Annotated in this window: 12 protein-coding genes and 2 riboswitches; of the genes, 4 read left to right on the top strand and 8 right to left on the bottom strand. The window is 64.4% G+C overall.

The window, feature by feature from the left end:
* Positions 1 to 19 precede the first annotated feature (19 nt).
* The 7 genes from eno to J3U06_RS03590 are packed head-to-tail and all read right to left on the bottom strand — an operon-like array spanning position 20 to position 11,147.
* Positions 20 to 1,315 (bottom strand): phosphopyruvate hydratase, encoded by a 1,296-nt coding sequence (gene eno / locus J3U06_RS03620; RefSeq protein WP_220235973.1) that lies wholly within the window; start codon positions 1,313 to 1,315, stop codon positions 20 to 22.
* 43 nt (positions 1,316 to 1,358) lie between these two features.
* On the bottom strand, positions 1,359 to 4,982 hold the full coding sequence (gene mfd, locus J3U06_RS03615) for a transcription-repair coupling factor (RefSeq protein ID WP_267430435.1): 3,624 nt from the start codon (positions 4,980 to 4,982) through the stop codon (positions 1,359 to 1,361).
* The gene (gene pth / locus J3U06_RS03610; RefSeq protein WP_267430434.1) at positions 4,972 to 5,571 is read right to left on the bottom strand and encodes an aminoacyl-tRNA hydrolase; all 600 of its coding nucleotides are present in this window, start codon (positions 5,569 to 5,571) and stop codon (positions 4,972 to 4,974) included. The genes mfd and pth overlap by 11 nt, the downstream gene beginning before the upstream one ends.
* A gap of 40 nt (positions 5,572 to 5,611) precedes the next feature.
* Positions 5,612 to 6,142: a GNAT family N-acetyltransferase gene (locus J3U06_RS03605; protein WP_267430433.1), complete on the bottom strand. Its 531-nt coding sequence runs from the start codon at positions 6,140 to 6,142 to the stop codon at positions 5,612 to 5,614.
* Positions 6,139 to 9,345 (bottom strand): UPF0182 family protein, encoded by a 3,207-nt coding sequence (locus tag J3U06_RS03600; protein WP_267444347.1) that lies wholly within the window; start codon positions 9,343 to 9,345, stop codon positions 6,139 to 6,141. Before J3U06_RS03600 ends, J3U06_RS03605 begins: the two co-directional genes overlap by 4 nt.
* A 9-nt stretch (positions 9,346 to 9,354) precedes the next feature.
* Positions 9,355 to 10,518, bottom strand: a complete 1,164-nt coding sequence (locus tag J3U06_RS03595) for a glycosyltransferase family 4 protein (RefSeq protein WP_267444346.1) — start codon at positions 10,516 to 10,518, stop codon at positions 9,355 to 9,357.
* Positions 10,515 to 11,147, bottom strand: coding sequence for an NAD(P)H-dependent oxidoreductase (locus J3U06_RS03590; RefSeq protein WP_267444345.1), 633 nt, complete (start codon positions 11,145 to 11,147; stop codon positions 10,515 to 10,517). The genes J3U06_RS03595 and J3U06_RS03590 overlap by 4 nt, the downstream gene beginning before the upstream one ends.
* A 133-nt stretch (positions 11,148 to 11,280) precedes the next feature.
* A riboswitch (M-box (ykoK) riboswitch) is annotated at positions 11,281 to 11,439 on the top strand.
* Positions 11,440 to 11,536: 97 nt separating this feature from the next.
* On the opposite strand from J3U06_RS03590, the gene J3U06_RS03585 reads away from it, so the two are divergent.
* From J3U06_RS03585 to J3U06_RS03570, 4 genes are all read left to right on the top strand, one after another.
* Positions 11,537 to 13,276: an ABC transporter permease gene (locus tag J3U06_RS03585; RefSeq protein ID WP_267444449.1), complete on the top strand. Its 1,740-nt coding sequence runs from the start codon at positions 11,537 to 11,539 to the stop codon at positions 13,274 to 13,276.
* Between the two features lie 20 nt (positions 13,277 to 13,296).
* Positions 13,297 to 14,649 carry a nitrate/sulfonate/bicarbonate ABC transporter ATP-binding protein gene (locus J3U06_RS03580; RefSeq protein WP_416378814.1) on the top strand — a complete coding sequence of 451 codons (1,353 nt, stop codon included), beginning with the start codon at positions 13,297 to 13,299 and terminating at the stop codon, positions 14,647 to 14,649.
* A 47-nt stretch (positions 14,650 to 14,696) separates the two neighbouring features.
* A riboswitch (Fluoride riboswitch) is annotated at positions 14,697 to 14,769 on the top strand.
* 117 nt (positions 14,770 to 14,886) lie between these two features.
* On the top strand, positions 14,887 to 15,297 hold the full coding sequence (locus tag J3U06_RS03575) for a FluC/FEX family fluoride channel (protein WP_267430428.1): 411 nt from the start codon (positions 14,887 to 14,889) through the stop codon (positions 15,295 to 15,297).
* Entirely contained in the window at positions 15,294 to 15,674 is a 381-nt protein-coding gene (locus J3U06_RS03570) for a fluoride efflux transporter FluC (protein ID WP_267444344.1), read from the top strand. The genes J3U06_RS03575 and J3U06_RS03570 overlap by 4 nt, the downstream gene beginning before the upstream one ends.
* Before the next feature lie 34 nt (positions 15,675 to 15,708).
* On the opposite strand, the gene J3U06_RS03565 is transcribed toward J3U06_RS03570, so the two are convergent.
* Positions 15,709 to 16,716: a bile acid:sodium symporter family protein gene (locus tag J3U06_RS03565; RefSeq protein ID WP_267444343.1), complete on the bottom strand. Its 1,008-nt coding sequence runs from the start codon at positions 16,714 to 16,716 to the stop codon at positions 15,709 to 15,711.
* Positions 16,717 to 16,786 lie beyond the last annotated feature (70 nt).

Raw genomic sequence — 16,786 nt, 5'->3', positions numbered from 1 at the left:
CGGCCCGACTGGCAAGGCCTTACTTAGTGTACTTCTTGCAGGCCTTGAAGGCGCTGTATCCGGCGTACTCAGCGGTGGAACCAAGCTCCTCCTCGATCTCCAGCAGCCGGTTGTACTTGGCGATGCGCTCGCCACGGGCCGGAGCACCGGTCTTGATCTGGCGGGTGTTCTTGGCCACAGCCAGGTCTGCAATAGTGGTGTCAGAGGTCTCGCCGGAACGGTGGGAAACCATGGAGGTGAACCCGTTTGCAGTGGCCAGCTCGATGGCGTCCAGGGTCTCGGTCACGGTGCCGATCTGGTTGAGCTTGACCAGCAGGGAGTTGGCGGCCTTCAGGTCGATGCCCTTCTGCAGCCTCTTAGGGTTGGTCACCAGCAGATCATCGCCCACGAACTGCAGGCGGTCGCCCATGGCGGCGGTGATCTTCTGCCAGGCGCCCCAGTCCTCCTCAGCGAAGGGATCCTCGATGGAGACCAGCGGGTACTTCTCGACCAGACCCTGGTAGTAGTCCAGCATGTAGTCGGCGTCGCGGTCCTCGCCGTCGAAGTGGTACTTGTCAGTGTCCTTGTTGTAGAACTCCGAGGAGGCCACGTCCAGGCAGAGGCCGATCTGCTTGCCGGGCTCGTAGCCGGCAGCCTGAATGGCGTCGACAATGTACTTCAAGGAGTCCTCGTTGGACTTCATCTTGGGGGCAAAGCCGCCCTCGTCGCCCAGGCCGGTCTCGTGTCCGTCCTTCTTCAGGATGCCTTTGAGGGTGTGGTAGACCTCGACGCCGGCGCGCAGGGCCTCCCGGTAGGATTCGAAGCCGTAGGGGGAGATCATGTACTCCTGGATGTCCGTGGCGAAGTCAGCGTGGGCGCCGCCGTTCATGATGTTCATGTTGGGCACAGGCAGAATATGGCCGTTGGTGCCGCCCAAGTAACGGTAAAGAGGCAGCTCGGCGGACTCGGCAGCCGCATAAAGCGCAGCCAATGAGACGCCCAGAATGGCGTTGGCACCCAGCTTGCCTTTGTTGGGGGTGCCGTCCAGATCAATCATGGTCTCGTCCAGAGCGCGCTGATCGGTGGCGTCCATACCGATGACATTGGGAGCGATGGTCTCATTGACCGCCTTGACGGCATCCAGGACACCTTTGCCCTGATAACGCTTCTTGTCGCCGTCCCGACGCTCCCAGGCCTCGGCCTCGCCGGTGGAAGCGCCGGAGGGAACCAGACCGCGCCCCTCGGCGCCGTCCTCGGTCTGCAGAACGACCTCGACGGTCGGGTTGCCACGGGAATCAAGAATTTCGCGCGCGAACACGCTTTCAATTGCTGCCACAACTGCTCCTTCAATAAGTTGTTGTGATGTCTCTTACAGGATACTAGTTTTGTTGGACCGGTGCGTTGCCCGTCGGCGTTCCCTGATCCGAGGACTTGGGCAGCCCCCAGGCCAGGTCGTCCAGAAGGGTGTCCACCCAGGCGGTCATGGCCGCCGAATCCATGGGGCCCGAACCCAGCGACCCCGCAAATGGCGCGGGAACCATCAGTGTCTGCGTCACCGGTCGATACTGGCTGCCCTTGTAGATGCGAGCAATCCTGGCCTGGAGGGAGTCGGGCATGGCCACAGGCCTGATCCGCACTCTGGAGCCCTGGGAGGCGATCTCCGCTATGCCCGTCGAACGAGCCTTGGCCCGAAGCCGGGCCACAGCGAAAAGGGTGTCGAACTGGGCCGGCGGACGCCCATACCGATCGGTCAGTTCCTCGTGCAGGTCGCGCAGATCCTGCTCGTTGCGGGCCGAGGCCAGCTTGCGGTAGGCCTCAAGACGCAACTTGTCCGAGTCTATGTAGTCGACTGGAATGGAGGCCTCCAGGGGCAGGTCGATGCTGACGGTGACAGGTTCGGTCCGTCCGGGTTCCTTGTACTCCTCCACCGCCTCGGAGACCATACGCACGTAAAGGTCGAAGCCGACCCCTTCGATGTGGCCGGACTGCTCGTCTCCCAGCAGGTTGCCGGTGCCGCGCAGCTCCAGGTCCTTCATGGCCACGTCGTAGCCGGAACCCAGCGCCGTGTTCTGGGCGATGGTGGCTAGCCGGTCGTGGGCGGTCTGGGTCATGGGCCTGCTGGGGTCATAGAGGAAGTAGGCGTAAGCCCGTTCCCGACCTCGTCCCACCCGGCCCCGCAGCTGGTGAAGCTGGGAGAGCCCGAAACGGTCGGCCCGGTCCACGATCAGCGTGTTGGCGTTGGGAATATCCAGGCCGGTCTCGACGATGGTGGTGCAGACCAGCACATCGATGTCCCGGTGCCAGAAGTCGCGGATGACCCCGTCCAGCTGCTTCTCCCCCATCTTGCCGTGGGCCACGCCCACCTTGGCCTCGGGGACCAGGGTCTGCACCTTGGCCGAGACCTTGCCGATGTCCTCGACCCGGTTGTGTATGTAGAAGATCTGTCCCCCGCGCAGGAGTTCGCGGCGAATGGCTGCGGTCACCTGGGCGTCCTCGTAGGCACCCACATAGGTAAGCACCGGCAGACGGTCCTCGGGGGGCGTAGCAAGGGTGGACATCTCCCGGATGCCGGTCACCGCCATCTCCAGGGTGCGAGGGATTGGCGTAGCCGACAGGGACAGGACGTCCACATTGGTCCGCATAGCCTTGAGGGTCTCCTTGGCCTCCACGCCGAAGCGCTGCTCCTCGTCCACGATCATCAGACCCAGATCCTTGAAGCGGATGCGGGGGTTGAGCAGCTTGTGGGTGCCGATGACCACGTCCACGGCCCCACTGGCCAGGCCCTCCATGGTGGCCTGGTTCTCCTTGGCGGTCTGGAAGCGGCTCATGGCGGCCACGTCCACCGGGAAGCCCTCGAAGCGCTCGGTGAAGGTCTGGTAGTGCTGCTGAACCAGCAGGGTCGTGGGCACCAGAACCACCACCTGCTTGCCATCCTGAACAGCCTTGAAGGCGGCACGAATGGCTACCTCGGTCTTGCCGAAGCCCACATCCCCGCAGATCAGGCGGTCCATGGGCACTGGCTTCTCCATGTCAGCCTTGACATCGTCGATAGCGGTCAGCTGGTCGGGCGTCTCCTGGTAGGGGAAGGCATCCTCCAGCTCTTTCTGCCAGGGGGTGTCAGGACTGAAGGCGAAGCCCTTGGTGCGCTGCCGGGCCGAGTAGAGCTTGACCAGGCCCTGGGCGATCTTGTGAACATGCTTGCGGGCCTTGGCCTTGGTGGCCGACCAGTCGGATCCGCCCAGCTTGTTGAGCCTCGGAACCTCGGCGCCGATGTAGCGGCTGACCTGATCCAACTGGTCGGCCGGCACGAAGAGCTTGTCTGGCGGGGCGTTGCGCTTGGAGGGTGCGTACTCCAGGACCAGATACTCCCGGCTGCCCTTGCTGGGACCTACGCCCACGCTGCGCTGGCGCATGCCCAGGAAGCGGCCGATGCCGTGCTGATCGTGGACCACGTAGTCGCCGGGCTTGAGCTCATCCAGGTCGATGGCCTTGCGCCGGCGGTTGGAGGTCTTGCTGCCGGCGGCCACACTGGTGCGCCCCGTCAGGTCGCGCTCGGTCAGCAGGGCCAGATGGGCGGACTGGTCCACGAAACCGTCCACAGCCAGGGAGCGGTGGTACTCCAAGCCGGTGATGCCTGTGGTCTGCACGGCCCGACGCAGACGACTCAGCGTCCCCTGGGCCGGAGCGGTGACCACGACCCGGTCGCCTCGCTCCAACAGGGAGGCGATGCCTGAGGCGGCCCGATCCTCGTCTCCGCGGTACTGGTCCGGTGCCAGGGCATCCAGACGCTCAGCCCCTTCCTGGTCCGGATCCACCGACAGGTCGGTCAGCTTCCAGACCTCCCCCTTGCGGTATTCCAGGGATGAGATGACCTCGTCGTAGTCCAGGAAGCTGGCACTGTCGAAGCTGATGGGCGCGCCCGAGCCCTGCCCGGAGGCTGCCACATGCCAGCTGGCGGCCAGGAACTCGTTGGCGGTCTTGACCAGGTCCTGGGCGGAGCGGGCCAGCAGCTGTGGTTCCGACAGCAGAACCAGAGCGTCCTCGGGCAGCATGGACCCTACCGGCACCAGATCGTCGACCAGGGCAGGCAGGAGGGATTCCATGCCTTCTACCGGAATGGCCTGGGCGATCGACTCCAGCATGTCGTCGGCGTTGGGGATGCTCCCGATCAGGGAGCGGGCACGGGTTCGGACCTGGTCAGTCAGCTGCAGCTCGCGGCAGGGCGGCGCCCAGATCCGGTCCAGCTCTGGGCCGTAGGTGCGCTGGTCGGAGGCGTGGAAGCTGCGGATAGTGTCCACCTCGTCTCCGAAGAACTCGATGCGCACCGGATGGGCCATAGTGGGGACGAAAACATCCAGAATGCCGCCTCGGACGGCGAACTGGCCGCGCTCCATGACCAGATCCACACGGGTGTAAGCGTTGCGGACCAGAGCTTCGACTGCCTGGTCCAAAGGCATGTCCTGGCCGCGCAGGAAGACCAGGGGCTCGACATCCTGCAGACCCTTGACCACCGGCTGCAGGAGGGAGCGCACAGGCATGACCAGGATGCGGATGGGGCCGAAATCAGGGTCATCCTCTACCGGGTGGACCAGCCGCCTGAAGACGGCCATCCGCGAGGCCACGGTGTCTGCCCGGGGTGAGAGCCGCTCGTGAGGCAGGGTCTCCCAGGAGCGCAGCAGGGCCACATCACGCGGGTCGCCCTCATACCAGGAGCGGATGGCGCCGGTCATCTCCTGGGCGTCACGCTCGGAGGGGACCACCAGGACGACCGGGCCACGTCCGGCCGCTGCGGCGACCAGGGCTGGTCTGATCCCCTGGGGAGCCTGGACCATGAGGGAGGTGTCGGTGTCAGCCGCAGGCTGGGAGTCTCCATGGACCAATCTATTGAAAGCAGCATCCGCCTGCAGGGCGTCCAGGAGGGGACGCAGGGACCCGTTCAGCGATTCCTGGGGCTCCGCATTCTTGCTGGCCCCCTGCCCTGTCTGGGTATGCTCATCGACCATTGAACTGCTCCTGAGCCTGGCTGAGACCCTTGATGATCACGGTTTCCGCGGCATCCGCGCCGTCGGCCAGGAACTCGGGCAGACGCTTGCGCTGATCGCCGACAAAGGTGCCCAGAACCCAGTCCACAGTGCGGCGGTGGGCATCGGGACCTCTCCGGGCATGCCCTACACCCATGCGGACCCGGGCGTAGGCATTGCTGCCCAGGGAGCGGTCTATGGAACGGATGCCGTTGTGCCCGCCAGAGGACCCGCCAGTCTTGACCTTGATCCGGCCGAATTCCAAGTCCATATCGTCATGGATGACCACTACCCGGCCAACTGGTATGTGGTAATAAGAGCAGATGGAGGCCAGGGCATCGCCGGAGTCGTTCATGAAGGTCAACGGCTTGGCCAGGAAGAAGGGTGTGCGGCGTCCGTCAAGATCCAGGGTGCCACGGCCCAGCTGGGCCAGACCTTTGTGGTCGCGCAGGTTGACCGACCAGCGTTCAGCCAGCAGATCGGCGCACATGAAGCCCATGTTGTGCCTGGTGCCCTTGTACTCGTCACCCGGGTTGCCCAGTCCGGCTATCAGCCAGAAATCGGATGCCATGTAGGTGATACCTCCTGCTCTCAAACGGGACGGTGAGATTCTACACAGGCTCCCCGACCCCGTTTCGCTCAAGGGACAGGCTCCAGTAGGAGACGTCATGCAGGACGAACCGGTCCCAGGCGGCCTGGGGCAGGAGGCCGAAGCGGCTGAATCCGAAGCGGTGCAGCAGGGCCTTGGAGGCCGTATTGTCATCGAAGATGATGGCCACGGCCAGACGCATGCCCACCTGCTGGGCGCGCTCCAGAAGCGAATAAACCATCAGGACGCCCAGGCCGCGTCCACGGCTGCCGCGATCCACGTAATAGCTCAGCTCGCAGGTCTCCTGGTAGCCGGGCCGATCGTAGTAGGCCGACAGGGAGCCGAAGGCCAGCACCTTGCTCTCCTGCTCCAGAACCAGGACCGGATGGCCCTGGTCAGGATCGTGGTCCAGCCACCATTGCAGGCGCTGATCCAGGCTGACCGGGGCCGTATCCGCCGTGGAACCGCCATCCATGACGGCCTGGTTGTAGATGGCGGTGACCGCCTCCAGGTCCCCGCGGCGGCAGAGCCGGATGCGCCGGGTGGCGCTCACCTGTTGCCACCCTCCTGGTCGGAGGCTTCCTTGAGGGCTTCGCGCAGACGGTTCTGCGCCTCGCCGTAGGCGCTGAAGTCGCCCTTCTTCAGGGCGGCATCGCCGTCACTCATGGCCTGGTTGGCCTTGTCCAAGGCCTGTTTCAGGGCCTGTCCTGCTGTGGCCGACGCCCCACCGGAGCCGGCGGTCTTATCCGGGGCTTTACCGGATTGGTCGCTCTGATCAGCATCAGATTTGGTGCGTCCGGTGTTGTCGGCATCGCCGGCCGACGCACCCGAGTTGCCCTGGAAGGTCTTGTCAAGAGCAGCATCCAGTGTGGCCGAGGAAGAGACCTTGTCTCCGAAGGCCACCAAAACCCGCTTGAGCAGGGGGAAGCTGGTGGCGCCGCTGGACTGGACGTAGACCGGCTGGATGTAGATCAGTCCGCCGCCTATGGGCAGGGTCAGCAGGTTGCCACGTTTGACCTTGGTGGACCCGGACTGGAGCAGGTTGAGCTCGGTGGAGACCGCGGCATCCGAGTTGAAGTTGTTCTGAGCCTGCCCTGGGCCGGGCACATTGGAATTCTTGGGCAGCTCCATCAGCCGGATGGTCCCGTAGTCCGGGCCTATCACCCCCTTGGTCGACCCGGCGTCGGAATCCACAGACAGGAACCCGGTCAGAATCTCCCTGGTGGAGGTGCCTGCGGGGATGAAGGTGGAGGTCAGCGAGAAGGCGGGCTTGTCAGTCCCCGGCGTCTGCAGGGTCAGATAGTAGGGAGGCTGCTTGACCCCGGCCTTCTGCTCCTTGCTGGTTCCGGTCGGATCCACGGGGGTCTGCCAGAAGTCCTCGCCGGAGAAGAACTGGCTGGCCGAGTTGACGTGGTACTGGGACAGGAGCTGGCGCTGCACCTTGAACAGGCTCTCCGGGTAACGCATGTGGCTCATCAGGTCGCCCGAGATGGACGAGAGCGGCTTGAACTGGCCGGGGAAGACCTTCTGCCAAGCCTTGAGCACCGGATCCTTGGCATCCCAGGCATAGAGGTCCACCGAGCCGTCATAGGCATCGACCGTGGCCTTGACGGAATTGCGGATGTAGTTGGCCTTCTGGGAACCCAGGCCCTTGACGGCCTCCGAACTCAGGGTGGTCGTGTCCTGGGTGATGGGACCCAGATCCACCTTCTGGGAGTAGGGGTAGGCATCAGAGGTGGTGTAGCCGTCGACGATCCACTTGACCCGTCCATCAACCACAGCCGGATAGACGCGTCCGTCCAGGGTCAGATAGGGGGCGATCTGGGCCACGCGCTCCTTGGGCGAGCGGTTGTAGAGGATCTGCGAGTCGGGCGTGACGCGGTCCGAGAAGAGGATCTGGTCGGATCCAAATCGGATGGCGTAGAGGACCCGGGCCAGGAAGTTGCCCACCGAGGGGCCGCCGTTGCCCTTGAAGGTGTTGGTGGCTCCCTTGGAGCCGGTGGGATAGTCGAATTCCCAGCCTGAGGAGTCCTGGGGCGCGCCGACGATGGAGTACTCGGGCGCATTGGGCGAGAAGTAGATTCGCGGCTCGTAGTGCTGGCTGCTTGTCAGCTTGCCCCTGGTGGGGATGTCCTGCTCGAAGAACTCGGGCTGCCCGTCCGGGGTGACCTTGTTGCCGTAGGCGGCCACAATGCCGTAGCCGTGGGTGAAGACCGTGTGGTCGTTGACCCAGTTGCGGTTGTCGTTGCCCTCCAGGTCCAGCTCGCGAGCGCCGATGACCGTATCCTGGCTGACCCCGTCGATGTCGTACTTGTCGACGGCCAGGGTGTCCTCGAAGGTGTAGTACTGCTTGGACTGCTGCAGCTGCCGGAAGGTGGGCGAAACCACCTGGGGATCCAGCAGACGAATCTGTGCGGTGGTCTCTGCATCCCGGGAAAGGGCGCCTGACTGGACCTCGGTGGTGGCGTCATAGGCCTCGGTCTTCAGCCTGTCCAGCCCATAGGCCTGGGCGGTGGCGGTGATGTTGCGCTGGATGTAGGCGGACTCCATCTCCTGAGCGTTGGGGTTGACCCGGAAGCGCTGGACCAGTGCCGGCCAGAAGACGGTCAGCAGCAGGGACAGCACAATGGTGACGGCCACAGCCAGGACGGGAACCCGCCACTGCTTGACGGCCGACCCCAGCGATCCTGCATGGACACGGCCGGGTTCCAGGGTGGGCGAGCGCAGAATCCAGACAGCCAGGATAATGCCCAGCAGGGCCATGACCACGGCCATAATCAGGGTCACGGGAATGGCCGCCTTGACCGAGGTGTAGGAGGCGCCGGTGATCCGATCGCCCTCCTCGGTCAGCCTGCCGAAGACGCCCAAGGCCGTATCGCCGGCCCATACCAGCATGAACAGGACCAGCCAGACGGCTACCTGCCTGCGGGCGGCACGGGTCATCTCCAGAATGCCGCGGCCCTGCACGGGCATGGTCAGCCGGATCCCGCCCATGAGGAAGTTGGTGACCAGGCTGAAGACCGTGGCCGCCAGCAGCATCATCAGCAGGGAGGAGACCAACAGCCGCAGCCCGGGCAGGATGAAGACATAAAAGCCGTTATCCAAGCCGAACTGGGGATCGCGCACCCCGAAGGACTGGGCGTTGAAGAGCAGGAGCACCTGCTTCCAGTCGGCGTTGAACTGGAAGCCAAAGAAAACACCGACGACCAGGGAGACCACCGCGGCCACCTTAAGCGCCTTGCGTGAAGAGACCCCCTTGCCGACTTCGATCAGATCGCCCCTGACCCTGATGGTGGACCCGTCGGGCGAATCGGGACGGCTGCGGATGGCCAGGAAGGCCGAGAGCAGGGTCACCGCGGCCAGCAGCAGGGCGTAGGCCAGCCACAGGCCCACCTTGATACCCAGCTGGGTCCAGACAATCCGTGCCGCCCCCAACTGGGAGAACCACATGACATCGGTGATGAAGCGACTGAGCCCGAACAGGAGCAGGAGGACGACCAGGACGACAGCGACAACCACGGCCAGAATCCGCATGCCCCGGGAAGGTCCGTTACTGTCCTTCTTGCGGGAGGTCAGCCGGGGGTCACCTGGTCCGGCGAAGCGGAAACGGGGCGTGCTGCCGCCCCCTTGGCCGGGACCCTCCCCATCGGTCTGCACATGCAGGATGACCGGGTCGTCGTCATTGCGACGCCGGCCTGGTCCGCCTGGACCGCCCTCAGGGTCGAACATGGAACCGAAGAAATCAAAGAATGACATGTACCTACCCTACATGAGACGGCGGTCTTGAATGGCTTGCCGGTAGACCTCCTCCACCTGATCGGCCACGGTGGTCACGTCGTAGCGGTCCAAGAGCGCCAGCTGGTCATGGCGCACATTTCGCCTCCAGGAGGGGTCCCCCAGAGCCTGAACGATTCGCCGGGCCAGCAGTTCGGGGGTGTTGGGCGAGTCGACAGTCACCAGAGCCCGCTCATCACCCATCAGGGTGGACCGGTAGCCGGGATTGTCCCCGGCCAGCACCGGAGCCGTGCCCGAGGCGATTGCCTCCAGCAGGACGATACCGAAGGACTCGCCCCTGGTGGAGGGAAAGACGGTCAGATCGGATGAGGCCAGCAGGGCGGGCTTGTCCTTCTCATCCACAAAGCCGGGGAAGGCCACCGGGGTGCGCAGGGCTGCAGCCTTTCGACGGCAGTCCTCCAGTAGCGGCCCCTTGCCGGCCATGGTCACATGCAGGCCTTCGGGCAGGATGCCGGTCCGCTCCCCCGCCTGGAGGGCTGACAGCAGGATCCCCGCCCCCTTGCGAGCCACGAACCGCCCCAGGAAGACCAGATGCGGCCCCTGGCCGTGCAGGCGCGCCACCTCCTGGTCGCCAGCGGCCTGACGGGCCCGGCGCAGGGCAGCCACGTCCACAGGGTTGGCCACCACCCTGCTGGGCGCGTCGGCAGTCTGCCGGGCATAGCTGGCCGCCACAGGCGAGACCGCTATGACTCTGTCGATGCGCCTATGGGTCCTGCGGTTGATCAACCCCAGCAGCCGGCCGCCCAGCAGCTGCAGATTCCCCGTGGGGGCGATGTGGTAGGTGGCCACCAGGGCCGTTGCCGGGTCTGCGGCCCGGATGACCCGACCGGCAAGGAAGGGGCTGTAGGGGGCCTGGACGTGCAGCAGGTCGAAGTGTTCGGCCTCCAGGACCCGGCGGATAGGCGCCTTGGGAGCTGGCAGCGGTATGCGCATCCTGTTGCCGTTGAAGGAGACCATGACGTTGCGGGACAGGGAGTGGACTCCGTCAACCGGCGGATGGGCGGTCTGCCCGACCAGATACTGGACCCTATGGCCCCGCCTGCACAGCTCCCGTCCCAGGGTCAGAATGTGCTGCTGGACCCCGTCAAACACATCCAGGGTGTCATCGAAGACGAACCCGATGCCGAGCGTCACTGAGCGTCCTGGCCTGCTCCGGGCTCGGTGCCTGCGGCCAGCCGACGACCCTTCAGGGCCAGGGCCACCAGGTGCCGGTCGGCGGCCTCGCGCGCCTGCTGCTCGTCGTTGCCCGACTCCAGATTATCCACATAGATGGTCTCCACCTGGGCGACCTGGCAGTACTTGAGGAAGGTCTGCCGACGGAGCTGGTTGTCCAAGGCCTCACCGATGCCGCTGGACTGGTACCATTCCTTTTCCCCGCCGGTCAGCATGATCAGCTCCACCCGACGTCCGGCCAAGGCTCCGGGGGTTCCATCAACGTTATAGGCGAAGCCCCGGCAGATGACCCGATCGATGAAGCCTTTCATGATGGCCGGCATGCTGTACCAGTAGACAGGGAAGACCAGGGCCAGCACGTCCGCATCCTTGATGCGTTCCTGCATGGCCTGGACATCCTCGGGCATAGGACCCTGGCCCAGGTAGTGGGTCCTGTCCTCCATGCCGAAGACGGGATTGAACCCCTCGGCGCAAAGGTCGATCAACTCGGTGCGAGCCCCGCCCTCGGCCGCCCCGTCCAGCAGGGCATTGCCCGCCGCATCGGTCAGACTCTTGGGTTCGGGGTTGGCCGTGACTGCCACGATCTTCATAGGGATTCGCTCCTTACATTCAAGTTCGTGCCTGCACTGACTGCGTGCAAGCCCCTGCCATTGTCAGTCCTGGCAAGGACGGCAACGCTGGTTTGGCAAATGCTTGACACTGCTCTTGGTGCCATCTATGTTATTGGGTGGTCGGTAGGTGAAGCTACCGCATGGACAAGGCATGCTGCCGCAAAGTGGTGGAGACACCCCGCGCAGGTCAACAGTCCCCGTCGGATCAAGGCAGGGACTAATGCAGGGCCAAATACCATGCGAAGCCGAAGCTTGAACGATGACAATGGTCGGCTCATGGCCGATCGCCACGCCGTCTTCGAGGCTGCCGACAGGGATGTTCCGCACCTTGGAGGGAGGCCATCGTGAATACTGTCGCACTGCCAGGAATGCTCCGTTCTCCGCTGAACGACGACCGCAGCCAGGCATCGCGCTCCACCCGTATATGGACGGGCCTGGCCGTAGCCATAGGCGCGCTGGTCCTGCTGGGGGCCCTGGCCTATCTGCTGCCAGCCTTGGGTGCCCCCATCGGTCCTGCAGGCGTACCCTCGCACGTCTCCACCGACCCGGCCAACCTGCCCTACTACGCACTGCGCTCCCTCTTCCGCATGTTCACAGCCCTGATCGTCTCCCTGGTCTTCGCCTTCCTCTACGGACTGGCCGCCGCGCGCTCCCGCCGCCTGGGCGCCGTGCTCATCCCCCTGCTGGACATCCTGCAGTCGGTGCCCGTCCTGGGTTTCCTGTCGGCCACCATCTCCATCTGGCTGGTCCTCTTCCCCGGGTCCATCATGGGCGTGGAGGCGGCCTCCATCTTCGCCATCTTCACCAGCCAGGCCTGGAACATGGCCTTCTCCTTCTATAACTCCTTGACCAGCGAGCCCGCCGACCTGGACGAAGCGGTGAGGCTGATGCGCCTGACCCGCTGGCAGCGCTTCTGGAAACTGGACGTGCCCAACGCCATGATCCCCCTGCTCTGGAACTGCATGATGAGCATGGGCGGCGGTTGGTTCTTCCTGACCGCCTCCGAGATGATCTCGGTCAACAACAGGACCCTTGCCCTGCCCGGCATCGGCTCCTTCGTGGAGGAGGCCACCGCCGAGCAGGACCTGGGCAAGGTGGGGATGGCCATCCTGACCATGATCGTGGTGGTCCTATTGATTGACTTCCTGCTCTGGAAGCCGCTGACCGCCTGGGCCGAGAAGTTCCGCTACACCAGCAGCCAGTCAAGCGAGCCCCGGCACAGCCTGGTACTAACGGTCATCCGTCTGTCCGGGGTCAAGGACCTCTTGGGTCTGGTGGGCCATCCCCTGACTGACTTGTTGGACCGGATCACCCGCCCCATGGGCCGAACCGGGGCGCGTTGGAGCCGGAGCGGCGGACGCAGGCATGCAGGCGACCTGTTCTGGTGGGCCTGCCTGGCCTCGATTGGCCTGTGGGGACTCTGGCAACTGGACCGTCTGGTCATCCGCCCTCTGGGCCTGGGCGAGGTCGGGCACGTCTTCCAGCTGGGTCTGCTGACCTTCCTGCGAGTGCTGATCCTGATGGTGGCCTGCACGATCGTATGGGTCCCGATAGGCGCTCTGATCGGCATGAATCCGCGCATCTCCCGCTACCTGCAGCCCCTGGTGCAGATCCTGGCCTCCTTCCCGGCCAACTTCATCTTCCCCTTCGTCACCATGATCTTCATCATCTGGCGAATCGACATCAACTGGGGCAGCATCCTGCTCATGGCCCTGGGCACCCAGTGGTACATCCTCTTCAATGTCATCGCCGGGGCCTCGGCCATCCCCGACGACCTGCTGGAGATGTCGCGCAGCCTGGGCCAGAACCGCTGGCAACGATGGAAGACCCTGATCCTGCCGGCCCTGTTCGACTCCTGGTGCACCGGCGGCATTACAGCGGCCGGCGGAGCCTGGAATGCCTCCATCGTCTCCGAGGTGGTCTCCTACGGCAAGACCGCACTGACGGCCCGGGGCCTTGGAGCCTACATCGCCCAGGTGACCGCCACTGGAGACACCCCCCGCATCATCCTGGGGGTGGCCGTCATGAGCGTCTTCGTGGTCCTGGCCGACCGGTTCTTCTGGTCTCCCCTGCAATCACTGGCACAACGGCGCTATTCCCTGACATGAGAAGTCTGAGAGGTTCGACAATGACCAAGATCAATTCCAACGGGATCATCACGGCCGAGCACGTGACCAAGACCTACCAGTCCGACAAGGGCGCGGAACTGACTGTCCTCGACAACATCGACTTCACTCTGCACGAGGGCGAGGTGGTGGCCATCCTGGGCCGCTCAGGCGCCGGCAAGTCCACCCTGCTGCGCATTCTGGCCGGCTTGGTACCGGCCAGCAAGGGCAGCGTCGAATACCGGGGCAGGCAGCTGGACGGGCCCAACCCCGGCGTGGCCCTGGTCTTCCAGAGCTTCGCCCTGATGCCCTGGCTGACCGTCAAGAACAACGTTGAGCTGGGTCTGCAGGCCCGGGGGGTGCCCAGGAAAAAGCGCGAGAGCCTTTCCCTGGCCGCCATCGACGCCATCGGCCTGGACGGCTTCGAAAGCGCCTACCCCAAGGAGCTTTCCGGTGGCATGCGACAGCGCGTGGGCATCGCCCGGGCCCTGGTCCTCAAGCCAGACGCCCTCTTCATGGATGAGCCCTTCTCGGCCCTGGACGTGCTGACAGCCGAGAATCTGCGGCAGGAGGTCCTCAAGGTCTGGTCGGAGGAGGCAGGCAGCGTCAAGTCGGTGCTGATCGTCACCCATAACATTGAGGAGGCCGTAGAGATGGCCGACCGGGTTCTGGTCCTGGACTCGCATCCCGGCCGGGTCATCGCAGACGTGCCCATCCATCTGGACAGGCCTCGGGACAAGCAGTCCGACCTCTTCCAGTCCTGCGTGGACTACCTCTATTCCATCCTCACCGGCCGGCGTGACAGCGAGGACATCCGCCGCCGTCTACAGACCAAGGTGCGCAACCGTCAGGCCGTGCGGGACTCGGTACGGGACGAGGACATCACTGAACGCAACCTGCCCGACGCCACACCCGGCGGCCTGGCCGGCCTGGCCGACGTCATGGTCAACCAGCCCAACGGCATGGACCTGGCCGACCTGGCCGCCAAGCTCTCCTTCGAGGTGGACGACCTCTTCCCGCTGATCGATGCCGGACTCATGCTGGGCATCTTCCAGGCCGACAACGGGCACGTCAGCCTGACCGACCAGGGCCGAGCCTGGAACGACGCGGACATCCTGGAGAGCAAGGAGATGTTTTCCCGAATGCTGATGGCTCATGTTCCGCTGATCCGCATCATCGACCGGGCCCTGAAGAACAGCGACGACAAGAGCCTGCACGGCTCCCTGATTCTGGACCTGCTGAGAGCCCACCACTCGGACAAGGAGGCCGTCCAGCAGTTCGACACGGCCATAACCTGGGGTCGATACGGGGAGCTCTTTGACTACGATGCCGACGACGACCGGCTGACCCTGGACCCGGAGAACCACACCGAGTGAGCAGTCACGACAGCTGTGGCGGCTGCGGTCCCCTTGTTCTCCTAAAATGAGCCTCGGGCGATGGAACCCGCCCGGGGCTAGAGCCCCGAACTGCAAACTGCTGATAGTTCCTGCACCATGATTCGACGCCCCCGTCTGCGGGCCGGGTGCAGGCGCATGCCGTTCAGCCCCACCCTGCGGACGTTGATCCGTCGGGAACCGAGACTTTCAATGACCAAACCCCCTACTGGACCTGATATGGCCACAACCCTGGCGGTGATGCTGGGCGGAGCACTGGGCACCGGCTGCCGGTACGCCTTGAGCCTCCTGCCGGGCCAGAGCGGCCCACTGCATCCGGGAACCCTCCTGGCCAATCTGATCGCCTGCGCAGGCTATGCCCTGCTAACCGCCTTCCTGGCCGGGCTGCCAAAAAGCGCACATGCACGCCGAAGGCAGCTGGCCAACAAGGGCCTGGGCATGGGTCTGTGCGGAGGCCTGTCGACCATGTCCACCCTCTCGCTGGAACTGGTCCAGGGCCTGTCGGGCGGTCAAGCTCAGGCAACGGTTGCCTACCTGCTGGTCTCCTTTGCCGGTGGCCTCCTGGTTTCCTGGGCCATGGCCGCGCTGGGAGCGCAACTCGCTGCACACATCCAGGCAGGTGGGCGATGACCATTACATTTACATTGCTGATCTGCCTGTGCGGCGGCCTGGGGGCCGGACTGCGCTACCTGCTGGACACCCTGGTCAAGGCCCGCTGGAAGGTGGACCTGCCCCTGTCAACCATGATCATCAACCTGCTGGCCGGATTGGCTGCAGGGCTGGTGGCCGCCCTTGCCGCCTTCCACGGACTGCCTGCCTGGGGGCGGCTGCTGCTGGCCACAGGACTGCTGGGCGGCTTCTCCACTTTCTCGACAGCAGTCAACGAAGTGTTGGCCCTGGCTGGGCAGAGGCGACATCTGGAAGCCCTGGGCTATTTAGCGGCATCGATCTTCCTGCCGCCTCTGTTGACGGCCCTGGGCTTCCTGCTGGCCGGACCAGGCATGTAGCAGAGACCCAGCCAGCAAGAAAGGTGTTCGAGAATCAGGCACGAGCCGACTCGGGACGACCCTGGGCGGAGTCGGCAGCAATCCCCAGCCGGTCGTCATGCCGACGCCACCAGGCGGACAGCACCGAACCGGAGATGTTGTGCCAGACGCTGAAGAAAGTGGACGGGATGGCCACAATCGGGTCGGCGGCGAAGGCCTGCAGGGCCAGGGTCGCGCCCAGTCCTGAATCCTGCATGCCCACCTCGAAGGTGATGGCCTTCTGCTGGGCGTAGCGGAACCCCTTCGGGTAGATGCGGTACATGAGCCGGCTGAAGAGGAAGCCCAGCCCGTACCCGCACAGGTTGTGGAGCATGACCACCGGCAGGACCAGGGCGGTGGCGGCGGTGAAGAGCTTGGCGTGGTTGACGGAGACGACCACGCCGATGATGACCAGGATGGCGATCTGCGAGACTGCCGGCAGAGCCACGGTCACCTTCTGCACCTTTTCCTTGAATAAGGCGTGGACGGCCAGGCCCAGGGCGATAGGGATCAGCACAACCTCAAGGGCGGTCAGGAAGAGCTGCTTGGTAGGGATGGCCACATACTGGCTGGCCAGCAGGTTCATCAGCATGGGGATCATGAAGGGCGCACACAGGGTGGAGAGCAGGCCTATTGACACGTCCAGGGCCACATCGCCGCGCGACAGATAGGACATGACGTTGGAGGAGGTCCCCGAGGGGCAGCAGCCCACCAGGATGACTCCCACGGCGATCATGCCGTCCAAGCGGAAGATGCGGCAGAGCAGCACGGCCAACAGGGGCATGATCAGGTAGTGGGCCACGGTGCCGACGATGACCATGAGCGGCATTTTGATGATTCGCTTGAAATCGTCCAGGCTCAGGGTCAGCCCCATACCGAAGAGGATAATGCTCAGGAAGTAGTTGGTGTAGCTGCGGGCCCAAATGCTCATCTGCGGGACGAAGAAATTCATGGCGGCCCAGGCTAGGACCACCAGGATGAACCACTTAGTCAACCAGTCACTGAACCGCTGCACCTTTTGCATTATTCCTGACCACTTCCTCTCGATAGCTCTCTCTGTGGTAGGGCAAAGTTAGAAAACCGAGGGCAGGCAC

This window comes from Bifidobacterium sp. B4142, assembly GCF_026537325.1.
Lineage (GTDB): Bacteria > Actinomycetota > Actinomycetes > Actinomycetales > Bifidobacteriaceae > Bombiscardovia.
This window is presented reverse-complemented; position numbering and strand designations above follow the sequence as displayed.